This window comes from Sphingomonas trueperi, assembly GCF_040545965.1.
Lineage (GTDB): Bacteria > Pseudomonadota > Alphaproteobacteria > Sphingomonadales > Sphingomonadaceae > Sphingomonas > Sphingomonas trueperi_C.
Map to the genome: position 1 here is coordinate 389,995 of NZ_JBEPMV010000001.1, position 22,725 is coordinate 412,719.

17 protein-coding genes are annotated in these 22,725 nt (G+C 67.8%); 12 read left to right on the forward strand and 5 right to left on the reverse strand.

The window, feature by feature from the left end:
* Positions 1 to 61: 61 nt before the first annotated feature.
* Positions 62 to 2,908, reverse strand: coding sequence for a TonB-dependent receptor domain-containing protein (locus ABIC35_RS01915; protein WP_354278189.1), 2,847 nt, complete (start codon positions 2,906 to 2,908; stop codon positions 62 to 64).
* Between the two features lie 388 nt (positions 2,909 to 3,296).
* On the opposite strand from ABIC35_RS01915, the gene paoA reads away from it, so the two are divergent.
* The 7 genes from paoA to ABIC35_RS01950 all read left to right on the forward strand — a co-directional run bounded on the left by paoA (position 3,297) and on the right by ABIC35_RS01950 (position 12,650).
* Positions 3,297 to 3,941 (forward strand): aldehyde dehydrogenase iron-sulfur subunit PaoA, encoded by a 645-nt coding sequence (gene paoA, locus ABIC35_RS01920; protein ID WP_121079587.1) that lies wholly within the window; start codon positions 3,297 to 3,299, stop codon positions 3,939 to 3,941.
* Positions 3,938 to 4,888 (forward strand): FAD binding domain-containing protein, encoded by a 951-nt coding sequence (locus ABIC35_RS01925; protein ID WP_121078667.1) that lies wholly within the window; start codon positions 3,938 to 3,940, stop codon positions 4,886 to 4,888. Before paoA ends, ABIC35_RS01925 begins: the two co-directional genes overlap by 4 nt.
* A gap of 3 nt (positions 4,889 to 4,891) precedes the next feature.
* Positions 4,892 to 7,099, forward strand: a complete 2,208-nt coding sequence (paoC, locus tag ABIC35_RS01930; protein ID WP_121078669.1) for an aldehyde oxidoreductase molybdenum-binding subunit PaoC — start codon at positions 4,892 to 4,894, stop codon at positions 7,097 to 7,099.
* 209 nt (positions 7,100 to 7,308) lie between these two features.
* Positions 7,309 to 8,649, forward strand: a complete 1,341-nt coding sequence (locus tag ABIC35_RS01935; RefSeq protein WP_121078671.1) for a chloride channel protein — start codon at positions 7,309 to 7,311, stop codon at positions 8,647 to 8,649.
* A 46-nt stretch (positions 8,650 to 8,695) separates the two neighbouring features.
* Entirely contained in the window at positions 8,696 to 9,454 is a 759-nt protein-coding gene (gene otsB / locus ABIC35_RS01940) for a trehalose-phosphatase (protein ID WP_121078673.1), read from the forward strand.
* The gene (locus ABIC35_RS01945; RefSeq protein ID WP_121078675.1) at positions 9,451 to 11,244 is read left to right on the forward strand and encodes a glycoside hydrolase family 15 protein; all 1,794 of its coding nucleotides are present in this window, start codon (positions 9,451 to 9,453) and stop codon (positions 11,242 to 11,244) included. Before otsB ends, ABIC35_RS01945 begins: the two co-directional genes overlap by 4 nt.
* Positions 11,241 to 12,650, forward strand: a complete 1,410-nt coding sequence (locus ABIC35_RS01950) for an alpha,alpha-trehalose-phosphate synthase (UDP-forming) (protein ID WP_121078677.1) — start codon at positions 11,241 to 11,243, stop codon at positions 12,648 to 12,650. Before ABIC35_RS01945 ends, ABIC35_RS01950 begins: the two co-directional genes overlap by 4 nt.
* On the opposite strand, the gene ABIC35_RS01955 is transcribed toward ABIC35_RS01950, so the two are convergent.
* On the reverse strand, positions 12,601 to 13,695 hold the full coding sequence (locus ABIC35_RS01955; RefSeq protein WP_121078679.1) for a mechanosensitive ion channel family protein: 1,095 nt from the start codon (positions 13,693 to 13,695) through the stop codon (positions 12,601 to 12,603). The genes ABIC35_RS01950 and ABIC35_RS01955 overlap by 50 nt on opposite strands.
* A 150-nt stretch (positions 13,696 to 13,845) precedes the next feature.
* Here ABIC35_RS01955 and ABIC35_RS01960 point away from each other — a divergent pair, with 150 nt between their 5' ends.
* Positions 13,846 to 14,073 (forward strand): hypothetical protein, encoded by a 228-nt coding sequence (locus ABIC35_RS01960; RefSeq protein WP_121078681.1) that lies wholly within the window; start codon positions 13,846 to 13,848, stop codon positions 14,071 to 14,073.
* A gap of 96 nt (positions 14,074 to 14,169) precedes the next feature.
* On the opposite strand, the gene cydX is transcribed toward ABIC35_RS01960, so the two are convergent.
* Genes cydX through ABIC35_RS01975 form a run of 3 tightly spaced genes read right to left on the reverse strand, consistent with a single transcriptional unit; the run spans position 14,170 to position 17,055 of the window.
* Positions 14,170 to 14,286, reverse strand: a complete 117-nt coding sequence (gene cydX, locus ABIC35_RS01965) for a cytochrome bd-I oxidase subunit CydX (RefSeq protein ID WP_121078683.1) — start codon at positions 14,284 to 14,286, stop codon at positions 14,170 to 14,172.
* A 12-nt stretch (positions 14,287 to 14,298) separates the two neighbouring features.
* On the reverse strand, positions 14,299 to 15,444 hold the full coding sequence (gene cydB, locus ABIC35_RS01970; RefSeq protein WP_121078685.1) for a cytochrome d ubiquinol oxidase subunit II: 1,146 nt from the start codon (positions 15,442 to 15,444) through the stop codon (positions 14,299 to 14,301).
* Positions 15,445 to 15,465: 21 nt separating this feature from the next.
* Positions 15,466 to 17,055: a cytochrome ubiquinol oxidase subunit I gene (locus tag ABIC35_RS01975; protein ID WP_121078687.1), complete on the reverse strand. Its 1,590-nt coding sequence runs from the start codon at positions 17,053 to 17,055 to the stop codon at positions 15,466 to 15,468.
* A 118-nt stretch (positions 17,056 to 17,173) separates the two neighbouring features.
* On the opposite strand from ABIC35_RS01975, the gene ABIC35_RS01980 reads away from it, so the two are divergent.
* Genes ABIC35_RS01980 through ABIC35_RS01995 form a run of 4 tightly spaced genes read left to right on the forward strand, consistent with a single transcriptional unit; the run spans position 17,174 to position 22,722 of the window.
* Positions 17,174 to 18,706, forward strand: a complete 1,533-nt coding sequence (locus ABIC35_RS01980; protein WP_121078689.1) for an ABC transporter ATP-binding protein/permease — start codon at positions 17,174 to 17,176, stop codon at positions 18,704 to 18,706.
* Complete coding sequence (locus ABIC35_RS01985; protein ID WP_121078691.1) at positions 18,703 to 20,280, forward strand: ATP-binding cassette domain-containing protein; 1,578 nt, start codon at positions 18,703 to 18,705, stop codon at positions 20,278 to 20,280. The genes ABIC35_RS01980 and ABIC35_RS01985 overlap by 4 nt, the downstream gene beginning before the upstream one ends.
* 46 nt (positions 20,281 to 20,326) lie before the next feature.
* Positions 20,327 to 20,674 carry a hypothetical protein gene (locus ABIC35_RS01990; protein WP_147425923.1) on the forward strand — a complete coding sequence of 116 codons (348 nt, stop codon included), beginning with the start codon at positions 20,327 to 20,329 and terminating at the stop codon, positions 20,672 to 20,674.
* A 53-nt stretch (positions 20,675 to 20,727) separates the two neighbouring features.
* Positions 20,728 to 22,722 (forward strand): TonB-dependent receptor, encoded by a 1,995-nt coding sequence (locus tag ABIC35_RS01995; RefSeq protein ID WP_121078695.1) that lies wholly within the window; start codon positions 20,728 to 20,730, stop codon positions 22,720 to 22,722.
* Positions 22,723 to 22,725 lie beyond the last annotated feature (3 nt).

Sequence of the window (22,725 nt, forward strand, 5' to 3'; positions counted from 1 at the left end):
CGGCGGACCTTTCGGCCCGCCGCTCCAGGTGTTGGGAGACATTTATGTTTTTAGGAACGCATCAGAAGGTAAGGCGCGCACCCAGCGTGTAGGACCGGCCGATCGGATCGTAGATCGTCGGGAAGGTGTTGCCGCTGTTGTACGACGTACCACCGACCCCGGAACCGACCAGCGGCGGGTCCTTGTCGAGCAGGTTGTTCACCGTCAGGTTCAGGCTTAGGTTCTTGGTCGGCCGCACGCCGAACGACAGATCGAAATAGTCGTAGGCAGGGATGCGGGCGAACTGCGGCAGGATGCTGCCGATCGGGTCTTCCAGGCTGACATGGCTGATGTGGGTCCACAGCAGCGAGGCGTCGAAGCCCGGACGATCATAGGTCAGGCGACCGTTCCAGCGCAGCTTGGCACGCGGATTGGTGCAGCCGCCGGCGCTGTAGCGACCGGTGCAGTTCCGATTGATCGAGTTCGGGTTCGCCTGGAAGCGATAATAATCGAGCCAGGTGCCGTTGAAGCCGATCGTGATCGCGCCGCTGTCCTTGATGCCGATGTCGTCCAGCAGCACGCGCTGGTTGACGCCGAGATCGATGCCGGCCGTACGGATCAGACCCAGGTTCGAATAGGTCAGGATCACGCCCGGGGTCTCGCCCGCGCCGTTGAGCGTGCCGGTCAGCGGATTGCGGCGGATCAGCGCGCAGAACGCGTTGTTCGTGAAGCTCGGGTTGAGCGTCGCCGAATAGCAGCCGTTCAGGATGTCGGCCTGTGCCGGCTGGGTGATCGCGTTCGAAACCTTGATCCGGAAATAGTCCACCGTCGCGGAGAAGCCCTTGAGGAAGGTGGGCGTGAACACGCCGCCCAGCGTCAGGGTCTTGGCCTTCTCCACGTCCAGGTCGCGGTTGCCGGCGGTGGTGTTGTTGATCTGGCCCGAGCTCGGCTGCGCGATCGAACCGAGCGTGGCTGCCGGCGCGCCTGTGGCGACGCAGAGCGCCCCCAGCGGCGCATTGCTCAGCACGCCGGTGCCGGCGCACACGTCACGCGTCAGGTTGCCCAGGCCCTGCACCGGCGACTGGAACAATTCCTGGATGTTGGGCGAGCGGACCGCGACCTGATAGGTGCCGCGGAACTTGAAGCCTTGCACCGGTTCCCAGGTGCCGCCGGCCTTCCACGTCGTGCTGCCGCCGGTGGTGGTGTAATCGGAATAGCGGATGCCCGCTTCCGCGGTCAGCTTGTAGAGGAAGGGCTGGTTCTCGATCAGCGGCGCGATCAACTCGCCGAACACTTCCTTCACGCTGTAGCGGCCGGTATCCGGCGGCGTGCGCGCGCCGGTGCCGAGCACTTCGCCCTGCACCTGCGACGGGCCGTCGGGCTGGCTGGCAGCGCTGATCTTGCGATATTCGCCGCCGGCCGCGAAGGCGATCTTGCTGGCGGCGAGCGGCGACGCGAACAGGTCGCCGGAGATGCTGCCGGTGACGACCGTCTGGCGCACCTTGCGGTTGATGATCGCATCGAGGTTGATGAACGCCGCCTGGGCCGAGCTGATCGAGCCGTTCGGCCCGAACAGGTTGAGCGCGGTGCAGCCGTTGCTGGTGTCGACGCAGCGGATCGTGCCGCTCGCATCGCGATAGGCGCGCAGCGCCTGCTGGACCTTGCTGAACGAGCCCCAACGCTGGCGCGTCTGGTTCTGCGTCGTCTCGCCATATTGCGCCGAAAGGTCGTACTTCAGGCCCGTGGTGATCTCGCCGCGGAAGCCGCCCTGGATCTGGAACATCTGCGATTCGAACAGGTTGCCGCGGGGACCGAACTCGGTGAAGCGGCGCTGCGCGACCACCGGGATTTCGCGATAGCCGGCCGTGCCGGGGCCGCCCTGTACCGCCGCCGCCGTTGCGCAGTCCGCCGCCGAGATCTTGCTCGCGGTGCAGAGCTGATTGCGGATGCCCACCGGCAGATAGGGGTTGTTCAGGCCCAGCTGATAGGTGTTGTTGAACGTGCCCGAGGAGGCGAGCTGGGTCGCGATCTGGTTCCGCGTGAACATCGCCGAGCCGTAGAACTCGATCGCATCGGTGATCTTGTAATAGCCCGCCGAATAGGCGTTGATGCGGTCGAGCGGCGTCTGGAAATAGGTGCCGATATTGGTGTTGTAGGTGTCGTTCGCGGTCGCCGACTGGAGCAGCCCGGTCGTCGGGTTCACCACCGCACCGAAATCGCTGGGGCCGAGGCCGAGCGCAGCAACCCCGGGCGAACCGAAGATCGTCACCTGCGCCGTGCTGGAACCGGCGAACGCGCCGGTGGTCGAGCTGATCGGCACTGCGCTGATCTTGCGATCGAGGTGCAGCAGCGGATCGGCCTTGGTGTAGCCGATGCTCAGCACCACGTTGCCGCGACCGTCTGCGAAGTTGCCGCCCACGACAAGGTCCGCCTTGAAGCGCTGGCTGTCGCCGCGCTCGGACACGCGGTAGCTGGCCGAGGCATCGATGCCCGAGAAGTCGCGCCGGGTGATGAAGTTGACGACGCCAGCAACTGCGTCCGCGCCATAGGTTGAGGACGCGCCGCCGGTGAACACTTCCACCCGCTGCAGCAGGGCGACGGGAATGTTGTTGGTGTCGGTCAGGCCGTCGAGGCCATAGGGCACCAAGCGGCGGCCATCGAGCAGGACCAGCGTGCGCTGCTCGCCGATGCCGCGCAGGTTGAGCGTCGACGACCCGTCCGAGCCGTTGTTGACGCCCGCGCCGATCGACGGGCGGATTGCCGGCAAGTTGCGCAGCAAATCGTCCGCGGTGCCGGGCTGGCGGAAGGTGATTTCCTGCTGGCTGATCACGTTGACCGGGCTGGCCAGCTCGAGATCGGGTCGCGAGATGCGCGTCCCGGTGACGACGATCTCGCTGGCCGGTTCTGCCTGGCTATCCGATTCAGGCACGCTTTGTTGCTGCGCATAGGCCGGCGCCGCAATGCTTACGACCAGCATCGTGGACGCAAGCAGACAGGTTCTGAGGGTAGACGACATCAAAAGCCCCTTGTTTGAAATTTTCTCCGCAGCTGGCGCAACTTTCGTGCGCCTTCGCTTTGCGGCATGTCTGCACGATACGTCGTTAATGGCAACGCTCTGGACACGCGCGGAAACAAAATGTCACGTAACTGTTGCGTATTTGCAATGGTTACAATTGCAGTGCCCTCGGGGACATTTGCGGCGGCTTGGCAAAGCCGATAGATGCAACAGGTAGTTGCGCGTTGCCCGTGTCGCCGCCGGAACCACTTCGATGCTCAGGCGATAGAGGCGCGGGCGCATGCAGACAGGGGATGCCAAGATGGATAATCCAGGCGATATCGGCGTATCGCGACGGGGGTTGCTGACGAGCGGCGCAGGCTTCGCCGCCGTGACGGCCTTGCCCGCGAGCGCCAGCAACAAGGAACCGGTAGCGCCGATGGAGACGCCCCCCACCCTTCCCGTCCAACTCAAGGTCAACGGCAAGGCGACCGAACTGACCGTCGACACCCGGACGACGCTGCTCGACGCGCTGCGCGAGCACCTGCACCTCACCGGCACCAAGAAGGGCTGTGACCATGGCCAGTGCGGTGCCTGCACGGTGATGGTGAACGGCCGGCGGATCAACTCCTGCCTCAGCCTGGCGGTGATGCACGACGGCGACAGCGTCACCACCATCGAAGGCCTGGGCACGCCCGAGGACCTGCACCCGATGCAGGCCGCCTTCGTCCGCCACGACGGCTATCAGTGCGGCTATTGCACGCCGGGGCAGATCTGCTCGGCGGTGGCGGTGCTCGACGAGATCAAGGCCGGCATCCCCAGCCATGTCGCCGCCGACGTCGCTGCCTCGCCCGCCTTCTCCGAAATGGAGATCCGCGAGCGGATGAGCGGCAATATCTGTCGCTGCGGCGCCTATTCCAACATCGTCGAGGCGATCCGAGAAGCCGCGGGGCGGAGGCAGGCATGAAGGCGTTCGAATACACCCGCGCGAGCAGCCCGGCCGACGCAGCAGCGCTTGCCGCCAAGACCCCCGGCGCCAAGTTCATCGCCGGCGGCACCAATCTGCTCGACCTGATGAAGCTCGAGATCGAAACCCCGGCGCATCTGATCGACGTCAACAAGCTGGCGCTCGACCGGATCGAGGAAACCGCGGACGGCGGGCTGCGCATCGGTGCGCTGGTGCGCAACACCGATCTCGCCGCCGACAAGCGCGTCCGCCGCGACTATGCGGTGCTGACGCGGGCGATCGTCGCGGGCGCGAGCGGCCAGCTGCGCAACAAGGCGACCACTGCCGGCAACCTGCTCCAGCGCACCCGCTGCCCCTATTTCTACGACCCCAACCAGCCCTGCAACAAGCGCAAGCCCGGCAGCGGCTGCGCGGCGATCGGCGGGTTCAGCCGCCAGCTGGCGGTGATCGGCACCAGCAAGGCATGCATCGCCACCTATCCAGGCGACATGGCCATCGCGATGCGGCTGCTCGACGCAACCGTCGAGACGGTGAAGCCCGACGGCAGCACCCGGAAGATCGCCATTGCCGACTTCCACCGCCTGCCGGGCGACACGCCGCATATCGACAACACGTTGCAAACCGGCGAGCTGATCACGGCGGTCACCCTGCCCAAGCCGCTGGGCGGCAAGCATTTCTACCACAAGGTGCGCGACCGCGCGTCCTATGCCTTCGCGCTCGTTTCGGTGGCGGCGGTGGTGCAGAAGGACGGCACCGGCCGGGTCGCCTTTGGCGGCATGGCGCACAAGCCGTGGCGGGTCGAAGCTGCCGAGGCTGCGCTGCCCAAGGGCGCTGCCGCGACTGCAAAGATCGCCTTCGCCGGCGCGACGCCGACGCACGACAATGCCTTCAAGCTCCAGCTGGCCGAGCGCACGCTCGCCGCGGTGCTGAGCGAAGCAAGGGGCTGAGCCATGAAGTTCGATACCCCCGCCACGACCAACCCGATCGACCGCCTCAAGTTGGTCGGCAAGGCCACCGACCGGATCGACGGCCCGCTCAAGACCACCGGGCGCGCGCCCTATGCCTATGAGCGGCACGATGTCGCGCCGGGCGCGGCCTATGGCTATGTGCTCGGCTCGGCGATCGCCAAGGGCCGGATCACCGGCATGGATCTCAGTGCGGCCAAGGCTGCGCCCGGCGTGCTGGCGATCGTCACCGCCGAGAATGCCGGCAAGCTGACCAAGGGCAATTTCAACACCGCCAACCTGCTCGGCGGGCCCGAGATCGAGCATTACCACCAGGCGATCGCGCTGGTGGTGGCCGAGACCTTCGAGCAGGCGCGTGCCGCATCGTCGCTGATCCGCGTCGACTATGCGCGCGGCAAGGGCCGGTTCGACCTCAAGGCGGAAATGGCGAGCGCCACACTTCCGAAGGAGGGCTTTGGCGGCCCGGCCGAAAGCAAGGTCGGCAATTTCGACGGCGCCTTCGCCAGCGCCCCCGTTCAGCTCGACGCGCGCTACACCACGCCGGACCATTCGCACGCGATGATGGAGCCGCATGCCTCCACCGCCAAGTGGGACGGCGACCAGCTGCTGCTGTGGACCTCGAACCAGATGATCAACTGGGGCAAGGGCGATGTGGCGCGCACGCTGGGCCTGCCCAAGGAAAAGGTGCGGCTGATGTCGCCCTTCGTCGGCGGCGGATTCGGCGGCAAGCTGTTCGTGCGCACCGATGCGATCCTCGCGGCGCTTGGTGCCAAAGCGGCCGGGCGGCCGGTCAAGGTGTCGCTCCAGCGTCCGCTGATCGCCAACAATACCACGCATCGTCCCGCGACGATTCAGCGCATCCGCATCGGCACCACCAAGGACGGCAAGATCACCGCGATCGGCCATGAAAGCTGGTCGGGCGACCTGCCCGGCGGCGGCCCGGAGACGGCGGTGGGCCAGACCCGCCTACTCTATGCCGGCGAGAACCGGCTAACGACGATGCGTCTGGCGGTGCTCGACCTGCCCGAGGGCAATGCGATGCGTGCGCCCGGCGAGGCCCCAGGCCTGATGGCGCTCGAGATCGCCATGGACGAGATGGCCGAGAAGCTCGGCATGGACCCGGTGGCGTTCCGCGCGATCAATGACACCCAGGTCGATCCCGAGGCGCCCAACCGCCCCTTCTCGCAGCGCCAGCTGGTCCAGTGCATGCAGATCGGCGCGGAGAAGTTCGGCTGGGCCAAGCGTGCCAAGGCGCCGGGTGCCGTGCGCGAGGGCCGCTGGCTGATCGGCATGGGCATGGCCGCGGCGTTCCGCAACAACCTCAACGGCAAGTCCGGCGCGCGCGTTCGGCTGGACGGCAAGGGCGTGGTGACGGTCGAGACCGACATGACCGATATCGGCACTGGCACCTACACGATCATCGCCCAGACCGCGGCGGAGATGATGGGCGTGCCGTTGGAAACGGTGGTGGTCCGGCTGGGCGATTCCAGCTTCCCGGCCTCGGCGGGCTCGGGCGGGCAATGGGGCGCCAACAGCTCGACCGCGGGCGTCTATGCCGCCTGCGCGATGCTGCGCGACAAGGTGACCGCGGCGCTCGGCTTCAATTCGGCCGATGTGGTGTTTGAGGACGGCAAGGTCCGCGCGGGCAATCGCAGCGTCGCGCTGGCGGATGCGGCCAAGGGCGGCGAGTTCGTCGCCGAGGACTTCATGGATTACGGCGACCTCGCCAAGAAGTACCAGCAGTCGACCTTCGGCGCGCATTTCGTCGAGGTCGCGGTGGACGCCGCGACCGCCGAGGTGCGGGTGCGCCGGATGCTGGCCGTTTGTGCGGCCGGGCGAATCCTCAACCCCAAATCGGCGCGCAGCCAGGTGATCGGCGCGATGACGATGGGCGTCGGCTCGGCGCTGATGGAGGAACTCGCGGTCGACAAGCGCTTCGGCTATTTCGTCAACCACGACCTCGCCAGCTACGAAGTGCCGGTCCATGCCGACATCCCGCACCAGGAAGTGATCTTCCTCGACGAAACCGACCCCACCACCTCGCCGATGAAGGCGAAGGGCGTCGGCGAGCTCGGCCTGTGCGGTGTCGGCGCGGCGGTGGCGAACGCCATCCACAATGCCTGCGGCGTGCGGGTGCGCGACTATCCGGTGACGCTGGACAAGCTGCTGCCGGGGATGCCCGCGTTCGCGTGAGGCGCATCAATCCTCCCCTTTAAGGGGAGGTGGCGCGCGCCAGCGCGACGGAGGGGTGTCAACGGCTGAGACATCGTCCACCCCTCCAACGGGTACATCCCTCCGTCAGTCCTGCGGGCTGCCACCTCCCCTTGCAGGGGAGGATTGGGTAGCGCCCGACGATTTCCCCCGCTACAGCGCCCGCGGCGGGGGCCAGGCTGAGGGAGTGCATGGACCACCGCAACACCACCCGCCGCGTCCGCGCGATCGTGCGTCGGCACGGCCCAACGGCTCAGATCTGGCGGCGTCGCGTCGCGTTTCTTGGCGGTGCCATTGTCATCGGCCTCGTTGCCTTCGGGTTCGCGGAGGCCGCGGACTGGGCGGCACGACGCTTCACCACACTGGAGCGGACCTGGTGGTGGCTTCCCCTCCTTCTCACTCCTGCCGGCTTTGCGCTGTTCGCCTGGGCGACCCGCCGCTTCGCCCCCGACGCCACCGGCTCCGGCATCCCGCAGGTGATGGCCGCAACGCGCGACCCCGACGACGCGATGACCAGCCTCACCTCGGCCAAGACCGTGGTGCTGAAACTGATCCTCACCATCGGCGCGGTGCTGGTCGGAGCTTCGACCGGGCGCGAAGGACCCACCGTGCAGGTCGCCGCGTCGATCATGGGCTACGCGCATCGGCTCGCCCGTGTGCCGATCCGCGCCTCGGTGTTCATCGCCGGCGGCGCAGCCGGCGTCGCCGCGGCATTCAACACGCCGCTCGCCGGGGTTGCCTTCGCGATCGAGGAACTGGCCGCCGCCTATGAGCAGCGCATGGCGGTGCTGGTGATGGCCGCCGTGCTGATCGCGGGCATGACCAGCCTCGGCATCGCCGGGGACTATGTCTATTTCGGCGCGATGCGGAGCACGCTGCCGCTCGCGCAGGCGGTGCTTGCCGCCCCCGTCGCGGGCGTCGTCGGTGGTCTCGCCGGCGGCCTTTTCTCGCGGCTGATGCTCGCGGCCGGTGGATCGGACTGGCGGCCGCTGGTCGCCGTCCGCCGCCACAAGCTCATATTCGCCGCCGCCTGCGGGCTGGTGGTCGCCATCCTCGGCGTGACGACGGGGCTGACCTGGGGCACCGGCTATGATGCCGCCCGCGCCGCGATCACCGGCAGCGAGATCGCCTGGTGGTACGCCCCCGCCAAGTTCGCGACGACCCTCGCCACCGCCATCGCCGGCATACCGGGCGGCATCTTCGCGCCCTCGCTTTCCGTGGGCGCGGGCGTCGGTGACCTCGTCCGCCCGATGTTCCCAACCGCGCCGGGCGGGACGATTGTGCTGCTAGGCATGGTCGCCTATTTCACCGGTGTGGTCCGCGCCCCGCTGACCGCAGTGATCATCATCGCCGAGACCACCGCCAGCCGCGGGCTGATGCTGCCGCTGCTTGCTGCCGCGCTGATCGCCGACTTCACCGCGCAGCTGGTCTCGAAGGAACGGCTCTATCACGGCCTATCGCTGCGCTTCGGTACAACGCAGGTGCAGCATGAATCCGACGATCGGGGGAACGGATCGGTCCCGCGCGCGTAACGAACCTGTGGAGGCGCCCGGATTTTGGCGCCCGATGAGGAGTTGCATGCCCGACCGGGACCCCGTTCTGCTGATGCCGCCCCCGGCGGATCTGCTCGATAATGCCAGTCTGTTCCTCGATTTCGACGGGACCTTGGTCGAACTCGCCGACCGCCCTGACGGCGTGGTGGTCGCGCCCGTGCTGGTCGACCTGATCCGCGCGCTGGAGGAAAAGCTCGATGGCCGCTTGGCGCTGGTGAGCGGCCGCCCGGCGGGCGATCTGACCGCCCTGTTCGGCGACCATGCTCCGTCCGTCGTCGGCAGCCACGGCATGGAATTCCATTGGTCCGATGGCCGCCGCGACCAGGCCGAGCGTCCCGCCGGGCTCGTCGCAGCGCTGGCCGCGATGCGCGCCTTCACCGAGACCAACGAGGGCGCAATCCTCGAAGACAAGCCGCTGGGCGCCGCTGTCCACTACCGGCTGAACCCCGCGCTGGAAGCCGAGGCCATGGCGATGGGCGAACGGCTGGCGATCGAGCACGGCCTCTACCTCCAGCACGGCAAGATGATGGTCGAGGTCCGCACCGCGGGCGGCGACAAGGGCAGCGCGATCCGCACGCTGATGGCCGATCCGCGCTTCGCCGCGGGTCGCCCCGTTTTCCTGGGTGACGACGTGACCGACGAGCCGGGCTTCTCCGCCGTCGCCCTGCTCGGCGGCGCGGGCGTGCTGGTCGGCGACCCCCGCCCCACCGACGCGCGCTACCGCCTCGACGATGTATCGGGCGTGCTCGCCTGGCTGGCCGCTGCAACGGGAGTTCCCGCATGACGACGCTCGACCTCTGGCCGATCGGCAACTGCCAGGTCAGCGCGCTGATCGACCGCGCCGGCCGCTTCGTCTGGGGCTGTGTGCCCCGCGTCGACGGCGATCCACTCTTCTCGGCGCTGGTCGGCGGCGAGGAGCCCGAGGCCGGCTATTGGGACATCGCGCTGGAAGGCGTGGTCTCGGTCGAGCAGCGCTATTTGCGCAACGCCCCGATCCTGGTCAGCCGCCATACCGATGCGGCCGGCAACGCGATCGAAGTCACCGATTTCTGCCCGCGCTTCTCGCGCCTCGGCCGGGTCTACCGCCCGGTCGCCTTCGCCCGCATCGTCAAGCCGGTGGCGGGCAGCCCGCGCATCCGGGTGAAGCTGCGGCCCACCTGCGGCTGGGGCAAGAGCTGCAAGACCCGCATCGGCGGCTCCAACCATCTGCGCTACCTCGTCGAGCCGATGACGCTGCGCCTCACCACCACCGCCCCCGTCGGGATGGTGGACGAGGAGCGCGTGTTCCGCGTCGAGAAACCGCTGCACTTTTTCCTCGGCCCCGACGAGAGCTTCAGCGGCGACGTTGCCGAGACGGTCGACGACATGCTGCTCAACACCATCGCCGAGTGGCAGCACTGGGTGCGCGGCCTCGCCATTCCGCTCGAGTGGCAGGAGGTGGTGATCCGCTCGGCCATCACCCTCAAACTGTGCCAGCACGAGGAGACCGGCGCGATCGTCGCGGCGCTGACCACGTCGATCCCCGAACATGCCGGTTCCCAGCGCAACTGGGACTATCGCTACTGCTGGATCCGCGACGCCTATTACACGGTGCAGGCGCTCAACCGGCTGGGCGCGCTCGACGTGCTGGAGACCTATCTCGGCTATCTCCGCAACATCGTCGACGACGCCCGGGCCGAGCCGCGCGGCGGGCATATCCAGCCGCTCTACGGCGTGCTCGGCGAGGCGACGCTGGAAGAGCGCGAGGCGCCCGACCTCGCCGGCTACCGCGGCATGGGGCCGGTGCGCGTCGGCAACCAGGCCTATGAGCAGGTCCAGCACGACGCCTATGGCCAGATCGTCCTGTCCAACGTCCAGGCGTTCTTCGACCAGCGGCTGTACCGCATCGCCAGCGTCGAGGACTACGAATCGCTGGAGCGCGTCGGCGAGCGCGCCTGGCAATATCACGACTCGCCCGATGCCGGGCTGTGGGAGCTGCGCACCCGCCAGAGCGTCCACACCTATTCGGTGGCGATGTGCTGGGCGGCCTGCGACCGGCTCGCCAACGCCGCGCATGTGCTCAACCTGCCCGAGCGCCGCGACTTCTGGCAGCATCGTGCGGACACGATCCGCACGACGATCTTCGACAAGGCGTGGCGCGAAGAGACGGACCGCTTCTCCGCGACCTTCTCGGGCGACGATCTCGACGCCAGCTTGCTCCAGCTGCTGGAGATGCGCTTCCTGGCGCCCGACGATCCCCGCTTCGTCTCGACGCTGAAGGCAGTGGAGGAAGGCCTGCGCCGCGGCTCGACCATGCTGCGCTATGATACCGAGGATGATTTCGGCCTGCCCGAAACCGCGTTCAACTTCTGTACGTTCTGGTTGATCGAAGCGCTGCACATCACCGGCCGTACCGATGAGGCGCGCGCCTTGTTCGAGGAGATGCTGGGCAGGCGCACCGCCGCCGGCCTGCTCTCCGAGGATATCGACCCCGTCACCGGGGAATTGTGGGGCAATTATCCCCAGACCTACTCGCTGGTCGGCATGATCAATTGCGCCGTCCTGCTGAGCAAGCCCTGGAGTTCGATCCGTTGAGCCGCCTTATCGTCATCTCGAACCGCGTAACCGCACCCAACGGCTCCAACTCGGGGGCGCAGGGCGGCCTCGCCGTCGCCCTCGCCGCAGCCCTGCGCGAGAATGGCGGCATCTGGTTCGGTTGGTCTGGCGAGCAGACCGACCAGTTCACCGGCCAGATCAGCATGCAGCGGAATGAGGGCGTCACCACCGCGACCGTCGACCTCGAAGAGCAGGATATCGACGAATATTATAACGGCTATGCGAACCGCACGCTGTGGCCGCTGTTCCACTACCGGATCGACCTGGCCGAATATGAGCGCGGCTTCGCGGGCGGCTATCAGCGCGTCAACGAGCGCTTCGCCGAGACTGTCCGCCCGCTGATCGAGCCGGACGACGTCGTATGGGTGCAGGACTATCACATGTTCCCGCTCGGACAGGAACTGCGTCGGCGCGGCTGCAAGAACCGGATCGGCTTCTTCCTCCACATCCCCTGGCCGCCGCGCCGCCTCCTCTCCAGCCTGCCCAAGGCGCACGAGCTGATCGAGAAGCTGTTCGCCTATGACGTGATCGGCTTCCACACCCAGGAGTGGATGGAATCGTTCATCGACTTCGCCCGCGCCGAGATGGAAGCGGTGGTCCAGCCCGACGGCGTGCTGCGCATCGGCCTGAAGAGCGTGAAGCTGGTCGCCTGCCCGATCGGCATCGATGCCAAGGAGTTCGCGGCACTGGCCGAAAGCAAATCGGCGCGCGAGACCTTCGAGCAGATGCGCACCAGCTCGGTCGGCCGTTCGCTGATCGTCGGCGTCGACCGGCTCGATTATTCGAAGGGGCTGGAGGAGCGTTTCCTCGGATACGAGCGCTTCCTCACCACCTATCCGGAGCAGCGCAAGGAAGTGTATCTGCTCCAGATCGCGCCGCCGTCGCGCGCGACGGTGGAGACCTATCAGCGCATCCGCAATACGCTGGAGGGGCTGTCGGGCAAGATCAACGGCGCGCATGCCGATCTCGACTGGGTGCCGCTGCGCTACGTCAACCAGGGCTATCCGCGCGACGTGCTGGCGGGCGTGTACCGGGCCGCCAAGATCGGCTTGGTCACCCCTTTGCGCGACGGGATGAATCTGGTGGCGAAGGAATATGTCGCCGCGCAGGATCCCAAGGACCCGGGCGTGCTGATCCTCTCCAAGTTCGCCGGTGCGGCGATCCAGATGGAGCAGGCGCTGCTGGTGAACCCCTATAGCGCCGAGGAAGTCTCCGACGCGATCTGCCAGGCGCTCAACATGCCGCTGGAAGAGCGGATCGAGCGCTGGCAGGCGCTGAAGCAGGGCGTCGACGAACAGGACGTGATGTGGTGGCTCAAGAAGTTCACTGACGAGCTCAGGAGCGTCCCGATGGAGACGGAGACCCGGCTTCCGGTCGAGGCGTGAAGTCGAGCAGCCCGCGGGTGCGGACCAGCGCCTCGGGCATTTCGCTTCGGATATAGGCAAGCAGCCCTTCGCGGATATCACAGCGCAGGTCGAAGGCGGTCGAGGCATCCTTGGCCGTCATCAGCCCGCGCACCTCGATCGCCTCGGGCTTGGTGTCGGTCACCTGCAGGTTGCAGAAGCGGCCGTCCCAGCGCGGATTGGCCTTGACCAGTTCCTCCAGCTTGGCGCGCAGCCGGGGAATGTCGGCGGCAGGATCGAGATACCAGAACACGCTGCCGAGCAGTTGGCTGGTCTCGCGCGTCCAGTTCTGGAAGGCCTTCTCCAGGAATTGCGAGACCGGCACCACCAAGCGGCGTTCGTCCCACAGGCGGACGACGACATAAGTCAGGCGGATGTCCTCGATCCGGCCCCACTCGCCTTCGACGATCACCACGTCGTCGAGACGGATCGGCTCGGAGAAGGCCATCTGTATGCCGGCGATCAGGTTCTTGAGCGCGGGCTGCGCAGCGGCACCTACGGCAAGAGCAGCGAGACCGGCCGAGGCGATCAGCGTCACGCCGATGCTGCGCACGCTGGGGATGCTCATCAGCATCAGGCAGAAGGTGATCGAGAGCACGACGAACACGATCACGCGGTGAAGGATTGAAGCGCGGGTCCGCCGTCGCCGGGCGCGCAGGTTGTTTTCCACCGTCACGTCCGCGCGCAGCAGCACCCAGTCGAAGATCACACCCAGCAGCGCCACCAGCATCCAGCCGATCAGACCGGGCACCAGCAAGCCCGCCGCTTGCGCCCAGGCGCGGGTGCCGCTGGTGCCGAGGTCGAGCCCGGGCTGGATGAACGACAAGGCGATCGCCACCAGCAGCCACCGCGCCGGGCGGTACAAGCGGCGAATGACGATGTCGTCGAGCTGTCCCTTGCTATGCGCGGCGGCCCGCCGCCCCAGCGAGAACGCCAGACGATGCACCAGCAGCGCCACCGTGATCGCGGCGGCGATCAGCGCGATACTCGTCACCCAGCCGGGAAGGTCGGCAATCAACCGCTCCAAATCATGCTCCTGTCGTGATGGCTATGCCCGGGTAACGGGAGGCGGCGGCACTCGGTTCCGGTAGCGTAGGCAGGCACGGCAGGGCGGATCAGGCGTGCGTCCAGCGCAAGTGCCTGGTCCCGTAGCGATACACACCGTGACTTCTACGGAATGGCCGAAGACGGCGATAAACACGACATTAGGCAGGCAATGAACGAAACCCAAACCGAGTCCGGGTCGATGTCCTCCCTGCACCAGGCGCCTCTCACGAACCATTTCCGCCTGCGCGCCGAGCAGGAGCGGGACCGCGCGACTCGCGCACCCAACGAACGGCACAAGCGCCTGCACCTGGAGCTTGCGGCGATCTTCGAGCGCCGCGCCGAGGGCGGGCCGGTCTAGGGTTAAACGAGAAAAGGCCGGCCGATCCCTTGTCAGGATCGCGCCGGCCTTCGGGGCGGGGGGGCGGTCGCGGTGCGGCCGCCCCTTTCCTTGTGTTCAGTCGAGGACCGTCAGGTCCGAGTTCGGGTCCGAATGGAACTCGTGCCAGATGCCGTTGAGCACGGCGGCAGCGACGGCCAGGCAGACCCCGAGGATCCAGGCGAAATACCACATGGGTTTTACTCCTCAGTAGAGGTCGGGGTTGAGCCGCAGCTCTTCCCCGCTGACGCGGCCGAACATCACCTTGTACACCCAAGCGGTGTAGGCGAGCACGATCGGCAGGAAGACGAGCGTGCAGCCCAGCATGATGAACAGCGTGAGATGGCTCGACGAGGCGTTCCAGGCGGTGAGGCTGGAGGCAGGGTCGATCGCGCTCGGCAGGATGAACGGGAACATCGACAGGCCGACGGTGGCGATGATGCCGACATTGGCGATCGACGAACCGGTGAACACCAGCGCACTCTTGCGTCCACGGATCCCGATCAGCGCCAGCACCGGGCCGAGGAAGCCGAGCACCGGAGCGATCAGCATCCACGGATGGGCGCCGTAGTTGTTGAGCCATGCGCCCGGCGCCTTCACCGTCTGGATCAGATGCGGGTTTGACGGGCCGTTGGGATCGACCGCGCCGACCAGGCGATAACCCATGTCGCCATAGGCAACGAAACCGCCGCCGACCGCGAACAGCACGATTGCGAGGATCGCCGCGACGGTGCCGAAGCGCTGCGCACGCTCGACAACCGCGCCTTCGGCCTTGAGGCTCAGCCAGCCGGCGCCGTGCAGCACCAGCATCGCAACCGAGAGCAGGCCGGCGACGAGGCTGAACGGGGTGAACAGGCCGAGCAGCGTGCCTTCGTAGAAGGAGCGCAGATCGCTATCGAGCCGGAAGGGCGCACCGAGCAGCACGTTGCCCACCGCGACGCCGAAGACGAGGGCGGGCACGAAGCCGCCTACGAACAGCGCCCAGTCCCAGCGCGAACGCCAGGCGGCGTCGGGGCGCTTGGAGCGATACTTGAAGCCGACCGGACGCAGGATCAGCGCCGCCAGCACCAGGAACATCGCGAGGTAGAAGCCCGAGAAGCTGACCGCATAGACGAACGGCCAGGCGGCGAAGATGGCGCCGCCGCCCAGGATGAACCACACCTGGTTGCCTTCCCAGGTCGGTCCGACGGTGTTGATCACCATGCGGCGCTCTTCATCGGTGCGGCCCACGAACGGCAGCAGCGCTGCCGTTCCCAGGTCGAAGCCGTCGGTCAGCGCGAAGCCGATCAGCAGCACCCCCAGCAGCGCCCACCAGATGAGGCGCAGGATTTCATAATCGAGCGGGATGGACATGTTCTTTCTCCTTGCTCGCGCTCATTCCGCGGGAACGGCGTGGAGCGGCCGCGGATCGGGCGTGGTCGGCACCGGATCGTGGCGGGGTTGCCAGGGCTCGTAGGTCTCCGGCCCGTGCTTGATCGCCGCCAGCATCAGCCGGAACTCGATTACCGCCATCAGGCCGTAGAGCGCCGTGAAGCCGATGATCGTGGTCCAGAGCGCCGGTACGGTCAGGCTCGAGGTGGCGAGGAAGGTCGGCAGCACGCCGTCGACCGCCCAGGGCTGGCGCCCCACTTCGGCGACGACCCAGCCGAACTCGATCGCAAGCCAGGGCAGCGGGAGCACCCACATCGCCGTGCGCAGGAACCACTTGCGGTGGAAGCGGCGCGTATTGGCGTAGTAGAGCGCGGCGGCGAAGAAGGCGATGAAGAAGAAGCCCAGCGCCGCCATGCCGCGGAACAGCCAGAACACGGCCGGCACGTTGGGAACGGTCGACCAGGCGGCCCGATCCTTCTGCGCTTCGGTGGCCTGACGCGGATCGGCTACCCAACGCTTGAGCAACAGGGCATAGCCCAGGTCGCCCTTGGCGGTTTCGAACTTCGCCCGAGCGGCGACGTTCTGGCGATCGGTCTTCAGCGTCTGCAGCGCGTCATAGGCCGTCAGGCCGTTCTCGATGCGCAGCCGGGCCTTGCCCACCAGCGGGTAGATGCCTTCCACCTGGCCGGTCAGACTACGCGTACCGATCAGACCCAACACATAGGGCACCTTGACCTGGAAATAGGTCTCGCGGCCCTGGTTGGAGGGAAGGCCGAACACGGTGATGCCGGCGGGGGCCGCTTCGGTGTGCCATTCGGCCTCGATCGCGGCGAGCTTCATCTTCTGGTTGTCGGTCAGCGCATAGCCGCTCTCGTCACCGAGCACGACCACCGACAGCGAGGCCGCTAGGCCGAACGCCGCCGCCACCGCGAAGCTGCGCTTGGCGAGTTCCATGTGCCGGCCACGCAGCAGATAATAGGCCGAGATGCCGAGGACGAAGCCGCTGGCGCAGACATAGCCGGCGCTGACGGTGTGGACGAACTTCGCCTGCGCGACGGGGTTGAACACCACCGCCATGAAATCGGTGACCTCCATGCGCATCGTGTCCGGATTGAACACCGCACCCGCCGGGTGCTGCATCCAGCCATTGGCGACCAGGATCCACAGTGCCGACAAATTGGTGCCGAGCGCGGTAAGGAAGGTCACCAGAAGATGCTGGCGCTTCGACAGGCGATCCCAGCCGAAGAACATCAGGCCGACGAAGGTGGCTTCGAGGAAGAAGGCCATCAGGCCCTCGATCGCCAGCGGCGCCCCGAAGATATCGCCGACATAGTGCGAGTAATAGGACCAGTTGGTCCCGAATTCGAATTCCATCGTCAGCCCGGTGGCAACACCGAGGACGAAGTTGATGCCAAATAGCTTGGCCCAGAAACGGGTGATGTCCCTCCAGATCGGGCGATCGGTGACGACATAGACGCTTTCGGTAATGACGAGCATCACTGAAAGGCCCAGCGTCAACGGCACGAACAGGAAGTGGTACATCGCTGTCAGCGCGAATTGCAGGCGCGACAGTTCTACGACTGCCATATCCATAGTTTTGTCCTCAGCAAAGAGCCGGTGATCCGCGGCCTAGGCTTTGGTGTGGGCGACGCCTATGCGGAACATCCCCTATTCCTGTCGCAGCCGGAATGAGGCTTTAGCATTGGAGAATATGAACCTTCAGAAGCAGGCCGGGCTCGCCTGGATCATCGATTTGGGCGGCGCGGCACTGTTCGCTTGGGGCATTGCCGACGGCGTCGCCGCGGCAGCCGCCGGGCAGGCGGTGCCGGGCGCGGCGTTTGCGGCGATGCTCGGGGGCGAGCTGGTGCGCGCGGCGACCGCGTGGGCCGTGCCGGTGCTGGCGGTGCGCGGTGCGCAGGCGACGACCGCGCCGCTCCGCCGCAACCTGGTCGAGCGCCTGCTCGGCAGCGGCGCGGCACCGTCGAGCGGGCAGTCGGCGGTGCTGGCGATCGACCATGTCGCGACGATCGAGGGCTATGAGACGCGCTTCGTCCCCGCCCGGGTGGCGGCCGCCGCCGCGCCGCTGGTGGCGGTGGCGATCATCGCCTGCGCGAGCATGGTGGCGGCGGGAATCCTGCTGGGCACCCTCGTCCCCTTCATCTTCGGCATGATCCTGGCTGGCACAGCTGCCAAGCGCGCCTCGGAGCGCCAGCTCGAAGCACTGGGCGACCTATCCGACCTGTTCGTCGACCGGGTCCGCACGCTGCCGATCCTGCGCCACTTCGCTGCGGAGGAGCGGATCGCACGACAGGTGGGCGTCGCGACGCGTGAAGTTGCGGCGCGGACGGTGGCGGTGCTGCGCGTCGCCTTCCTGTCGAGCGCGGTGCTCGAATTCTTCTCGGCGCTCGCGGTGGCGCTGGTGGCAGTCTATTGCGGGTTCAGCCTGCTCGGCCTCCTCCCCTTCCCCGATCCCGAGACGCTGACGCTGCGCGAAGCGTTCTTCGCGCTGGCAATGGCGCCGGAGTTCTATTTGCCAATGCGGCGGCTGGCGGCGGCATATCACGACAAGCAGCTCGGCGAGGCCGCGCGCACGGCGATCTCGGCGGTGCCGGAGGTGGTGGCGCCTGCCGCCGTGCCGGGGGTGTTCGCGGGCGTAGAGGCGAAGGACCTGGTGATCGCTTGGCCGGGGCGGACGATCGGGCCGGTCAGCCTACTGATCGGGGGGACGACAGGCCTCGTGGCGCTGACTGGCCCCACCGGCAGCGGCAAGACCAGCCTGCTCGCCGCCATCGCGGGGCAGATCGCGGCGAGCGATGGCAGGCTGACGACGTCGTCCGCGGATCAGATCGCCTGGGCCGCGCAACACCCGCTGATCCTCCCCGGAACCCTGCGCGACAACCTCGCCCTCGCCGCGCCGGACGCCTCCGACGTTGAGCTGCTCGCCGCCATCGACCGCGTCGGGCTCGGCCCGATGCTCGCCCATCGCGGCGCCGGGCTGGACCTGCCGCTCGACCATCGCGGCTCCGGCCTGTCCGGCGGCGAGCGGCGCCGCCTCGGCCTTGCCCGCGCGCTGCTGGCGGATCGCCCGCTGCTGCTCGCCGACGAGCCCACCGCCGATCTCGATGCCGAAAGCGCCGCCGCGATCACCGCGCTGCTCCGCGACGTCGCCGCCGAGCGCGCGGTGATCGTCGCCACCCATGATCCGCGCCTGATCGCCGCCGCCGATGCCGAGGTGACGCTGTGAATCTCTTCCCCCTCGCCGCGCCCGAACGTCGCACGCTCCGCCAGGCGCTCGCCTGTGCGACCATCGCCGGGCTCGCCGCGATCCTGTTGCTGGCGCTGTCCGGCTGGTTCCTCACCGGCGCCGCCATCGCCGGGGCGAGCGGCGCGGCCGCGGTCGCGGCGTTCAACTATCTGATCCCCAGCGCCGCGATCCGCGGCCTCGCCATCCTGCGGACCGGCGGCCGCTACGGCGAACGCCTGCTTTCGCATCAGGCCGCGCTGACCGCCATGGCGGACCTGCGCGGCCAACTGTTCGGCAAGCTCGCCGCGCAGGACAGCCGCACCGCGCCCGACCTTGCCGGCGGCGACGCCAGCGCCCGCCTGATCGGCGACATCGAAGCGCTGGAAGACCTGGTGGTCCGCCGCCCGAGCCGCCCCGCCAGCCTCGCTGCCGCGCTGTTCGCGGTGGCGCTGGTAGCACTGGCCGGCTGGAAGGCCGCGCTTGCGCTGGCGCTGCTCCTCGCCGCGCTGCCGCCGCTGCTCACCCTTGCCGCGGGCCGCCTCACCGCCGGTCCGGCCGCCGAAGCTGCCGAAGCGCTGGGCGCCCTGCGCACCGCCTTCGTCGACTATGCCGCCGCCCGGCCCGAGATCATCGCCTATGGCCTCGCCCCGCGCGTAGCGGACACGATCGCGGACCTCTCCCGCCCGCTCGACCGCGCCCGTGCCGCACTCGCCCGCGGCGACGGCGCGGTGGCCGGGCTGCTCGCCGGCTATGGCGCGCTGACCGCAGCGATCGTCTTCGCCCTCTCCGACGCGAGTACGCCCGTCCGCGCGCTGGCGCTGCTCGCCTCCGCCGCATCGGTGGAGGCGATGGCCGCCTTTGCCCGCACCGCGCTGCGCCAGGCGAGCGTCGAGCAGGGCCTCGCCCGCCTCGCCACGCTGGCCGAATTGCCGGGCGCGCTCGTCGCCGTGCCCCCCGCCGACACCATCGCCGAGCCAATCACCCTCGGCAGCCACACGTTCGCGCCCGGCGCCCGCGTGGCGATCACCGGCGCCTCGGGCACCGGCAAGACGCGGCTGATCGAGGCGCTGGCCGGGCTGCGCGCGCCGGTACATAGCCTCGCGCTGGACGGCACGTCGATCGCGCAGTGCAGTGCCGACACGCTGCGCCGCCAGTTCGCCCTTGCCCCGCAGGACGCGGTGCTGATCGCAGGTTCGATTGCCGATAATCTCCGCGTCGCCCGCCCCGGCATCACCGAGGCAGCGATGTGGGAGGCGCTCCATACCGCCTGCCTTGATGCGACCGTACGCGCGATGCCCGCCGGGCTGGAGACCTCGCTCGCCGAGGCCGGCGGCACACTCTCGGGGGGAGAGCGCAAGCGGCTGTCGCTCGCCCGCGCGCTGCTCGCGGGGCGCCCATGGCTGCTGCTCGACGAACCCAGCGAGGGGCTGGATGCAGCGACAGAGGCGGAACTGGTCCACCGCGTCGATGCCTGGCTGCAATCGACCGGCGCCGGCCTGGTCCTCGTCTCGCACCGCCCGGCCCCGCTAGCCCTCGCCACGGACCGGATCGATATCGCCGCCATCGGCCAATGATATATTGAAACATACGCGATGCTGCAGTACGGCATTGCGGATGCGCATGTTCCGCATCCCTGGCCTGTTGGTCCGGCTGCTGCCGGCGCTGCTGCTGGCGTTCGCGCTGTGCTGGCAGGCGGGGATCGTCCGCGCGCATGTGCATCCCGGACAAGGCTGGGCCGCCGCGACGCATGCCTCTCACCACGCGCCCAGGCAGAGCGACGACGACGAGGATTGCCCGCTCTGCGACGAGGTCGCGTCAGCCTCCGCCTATCTCGCCTCCGTGCCGCCCACCGTCGCGCCGCCGCTGCCGGCAAGCGAATGGCACGCCGCGCTCGCCGCCGATCCGGCCCCGCGGCTCGTCCGCTCGCACGCCTGGCGCAGCCGCGCGCCGCCCGAACTCCGCGCCTGACCAACGATTGGCGTCGCCCAAGCGGCGCACCCCAGGTTCACGGAGTTTCCTTCATGCGTACTGCCCTTCTCACGGGCGCGGCGATCGTCGCGTTCGTCCCCCATGCCTTTGCCGACACCGATCCGCAGCAGGCCAACGACAAGAACATCATCGTCGTCACGGCCACGCCCTATGCCGTGGCGAGCGACGAGGTGCCGACCATCGTCACCCATGTCGATCGCGACCAGATCCTGCGCAGCGGCGGCGCGAGCATCAGCGACGCGCTGGCGCAGGATCCCGGCATTGCCGCCACCAGCTTCGCCAGCGGGGCCAGCCGGCCGATCATCCGCGGCATGGACGCGACGCGGGTGCGCATCCTGGAGAACGGCGCCAGCAGCTCGGACGTGTCGGACATCGGCCCTGACCATGGTATACCGGTCGATCCCTTCGCGGCGCAGAGCATCGAAGTCGTCCGCGGCGCCGGCACGCTGCGCTATGGCAGCCAGGCGATCGGCGGCGTGGTCAACGTGATCAACAACCGGGTGCCGATGAAGCTGCCGGACGCGCCCATTTCGGGCGAGGCGGAAGGCAGCTACGGCACCGTTTCGAACGTCGGCGAAGGCGGCGCGCTGGTCGATGCCAAGGTCGGTTCGATCGCGCTCCATGCCGACGGCTTCTACCGCGACGCCGGCGATTATGACACGCCGCTCGGCACCCAGCAGAACAGCTTCTTCCGCGGGCACGGCGCGTCGCTGGGCGGTTCCTATTTCTTTGGCGGCGACGATGCGAGCCACATCGGCCTGTCGGTCAGCCAGTATAATTCGAAGTACGGCATCCCCAGCGACACCACCTATATCGACATGCGCCAGACCAAGGTGATGTCGCGCGACGTGTTCGCGGTGAACGCCGGCCCGCTCAAGTCGGTCAACCTCGACGCCAGCTATGCCGACTATACGCATGACGAGAAGGAGCCGGACGGGACGATCGACACGACGTTCCGCAACAAGGAATTCGACGGCCACCTCGAGTTTCTGCTCAACCCGCTGGGCCCGATCCGCAACTCGGCGCTCGGCTTCGAGCTGCAGAACCGCAAGTTCTCGGCGATCGGTCAGGATAGCAGCTACCTGTTCCCCACCACCACCCAGAGCGAAGCCGCCTATCTCTTCACCGAGCTGCCGGTGACGGACATTCTCCACGTCCAGGCAAGCGGCCGCGTCGAGCATGTCCGCGAGGAGGGCACGCCCGCATCCGACGCCTTCACCGCGCGCGAGTTCACGCCGGTGAGCGGCGCGATCGGCGCGCTGCTCGATGTGGGCAGCCATGTGAAGCTGGGCTTCACGGGGTCGAGCACCGGCCGCGCCCCGGCGATCACCGAGCTGTTCGCCCGCGGCGGGCATGACGGCCCCAATACCTTCGAGACCGGTAATCCGAACCTGAAGATCGAGCGCGCCAACTCGATCGAGGCGACGGTGCGCGTGAACCTCGATCGCTTCCACTTCGACGGCAGCGCCTATTCGACCTGGTTCCACAATTACATCTATGGCGACCTGACCGGGCGCACCTGCGACGACGACGGCACCTGCGCGCTGAATGGCGACGGCGACCTGAAGGAGCTCAATTATCGCCAGCAGGGCGCGCATTTCCGCGGGCTGGAAGGCAAGGCGAGCTACGATCTGTTCCACCAGCATGATCGCACGCTGCAGCTCACCGCGCTCGCGGACTATACCCGTGCGACGCTGGACAGCGGCGGCAACGTGCCGCGCATCCCGCCCTATCGCCTGGGTGGCGGCGTGAACTGGCTGAGCCCTCAGCTCGACGCGGCGGTGCAGTTCGTCCATGCCGGCGAGCAGGACAAGTTCGGCGCGTTCGACACGGCGACGCCTGGCTACAACAATCTCAATGCCAATATTGCCTGGCGGCCGTTCAAGTCGCAGCCGGGGATCGAGTTCGCGATCGTCGGGCAGAACCTGACCGACGAGGTGCAGCGCAACGCCGCCTCGCTCAACAAGGATCTGGTGATCCAGCCGGGGCGCAATGTGCGGTTCATGGTGAAGATCGCGACCTTCTGATCG

Excerpts from the sequence above, each read along its gene's own strand:
- paoA (WP_121079587.1), top strand. The coding sequence starts at position 3,297 with ATGGATAATCCAGGCGATATCGGCGTATCGCGACGGGGGTTGCTGACG.
- ABIC35_RS01925 (WP_121078667.1), top strand. The coding sequence starts at position 3,938 with ATGAAGGCGTTCGAATACACCCGCGCGAGCAGCCCGGCCGACGCAGCA.
- paoC (WP_121078669.1), top strand. The coding sequence starts at position 4,892 with ATGAAGTTCGATACCCCCGCCACGACCAACCCGATCGACCGCCTCAAG.
- ABIC35_RS01935 (WP_121078671.1), top strand. The coding sequence starts at position 7,309 with ATGGACCACCGCAACACCACCCGCCGCGTCCGCGCGATCGTGCGTCGG.
- otsB (WP_121078673.1), top strand. The coding sequence starts at position 8,696 with ATGCCCGACCGGGACCCCGTTCTGCTGATGCCGCCCCCGGCGGATCTG.
- ABIC35_RS01945 (WP_121078675.1), top strand. The coding sequence starts at position 9,451 with ATGACGACGCTCGACCTCTGGCCGATCGGCAACTGCCAGGTCAGCGCG.
- ABIC35_RS01960 (WP_121078681.1), top strand. The coding sequence starts at position 13,846 with ATGGCCGAAGACGGCGATAAACACGACATTAGGCAGGCAATGAACGAA.
- cydX (WP_121078683.1), bottom strand. The coding sequence starts at position 14,286 with ATGTGGTATTTCGCCTGGATCCTCGGGGTCTGCCTGGCCGTCGCTGCC.
- cydB (WP_121078685.1), bottom strand. The coding sequence starts at position 15,444 with ATGTCCATCCCGCTCGATTATGAAATCCTGCGCCTCATCTGGTGGGCG.
- ABIC35_RS01975 (WP_121078687.1), bottom strand. The coding sequence starts at position 17,055 with ATGGATATGGCAGTCGTAGAACTGTCGCGCCTGCAATTCGCGCTGACA.
- ABIC35_RS01980 (WP_121078689.1), top strand. The coding sequence starts at position 17,174 with ATGAACCTTCAGAAGCAGGCCGGGCTCGCCTGGATCATCGATTTGGGC.
- ABIC35_RS01990 (WP_147425923.1), top strand. The coding sequence starts at position 20,327 with ATGTTCCGCATCCCTGGCCTGTTGGTCCGGCTGCTGCCGGCGCTGCTG.
- ABIC35_RS01995 (WP_121078695.1), top strand. The coding sequence starts at position 20,728 with ATGCGTACTGCCCTTCTCACGGGCGCGGCGATCGTCGCGTTCGTCCCC.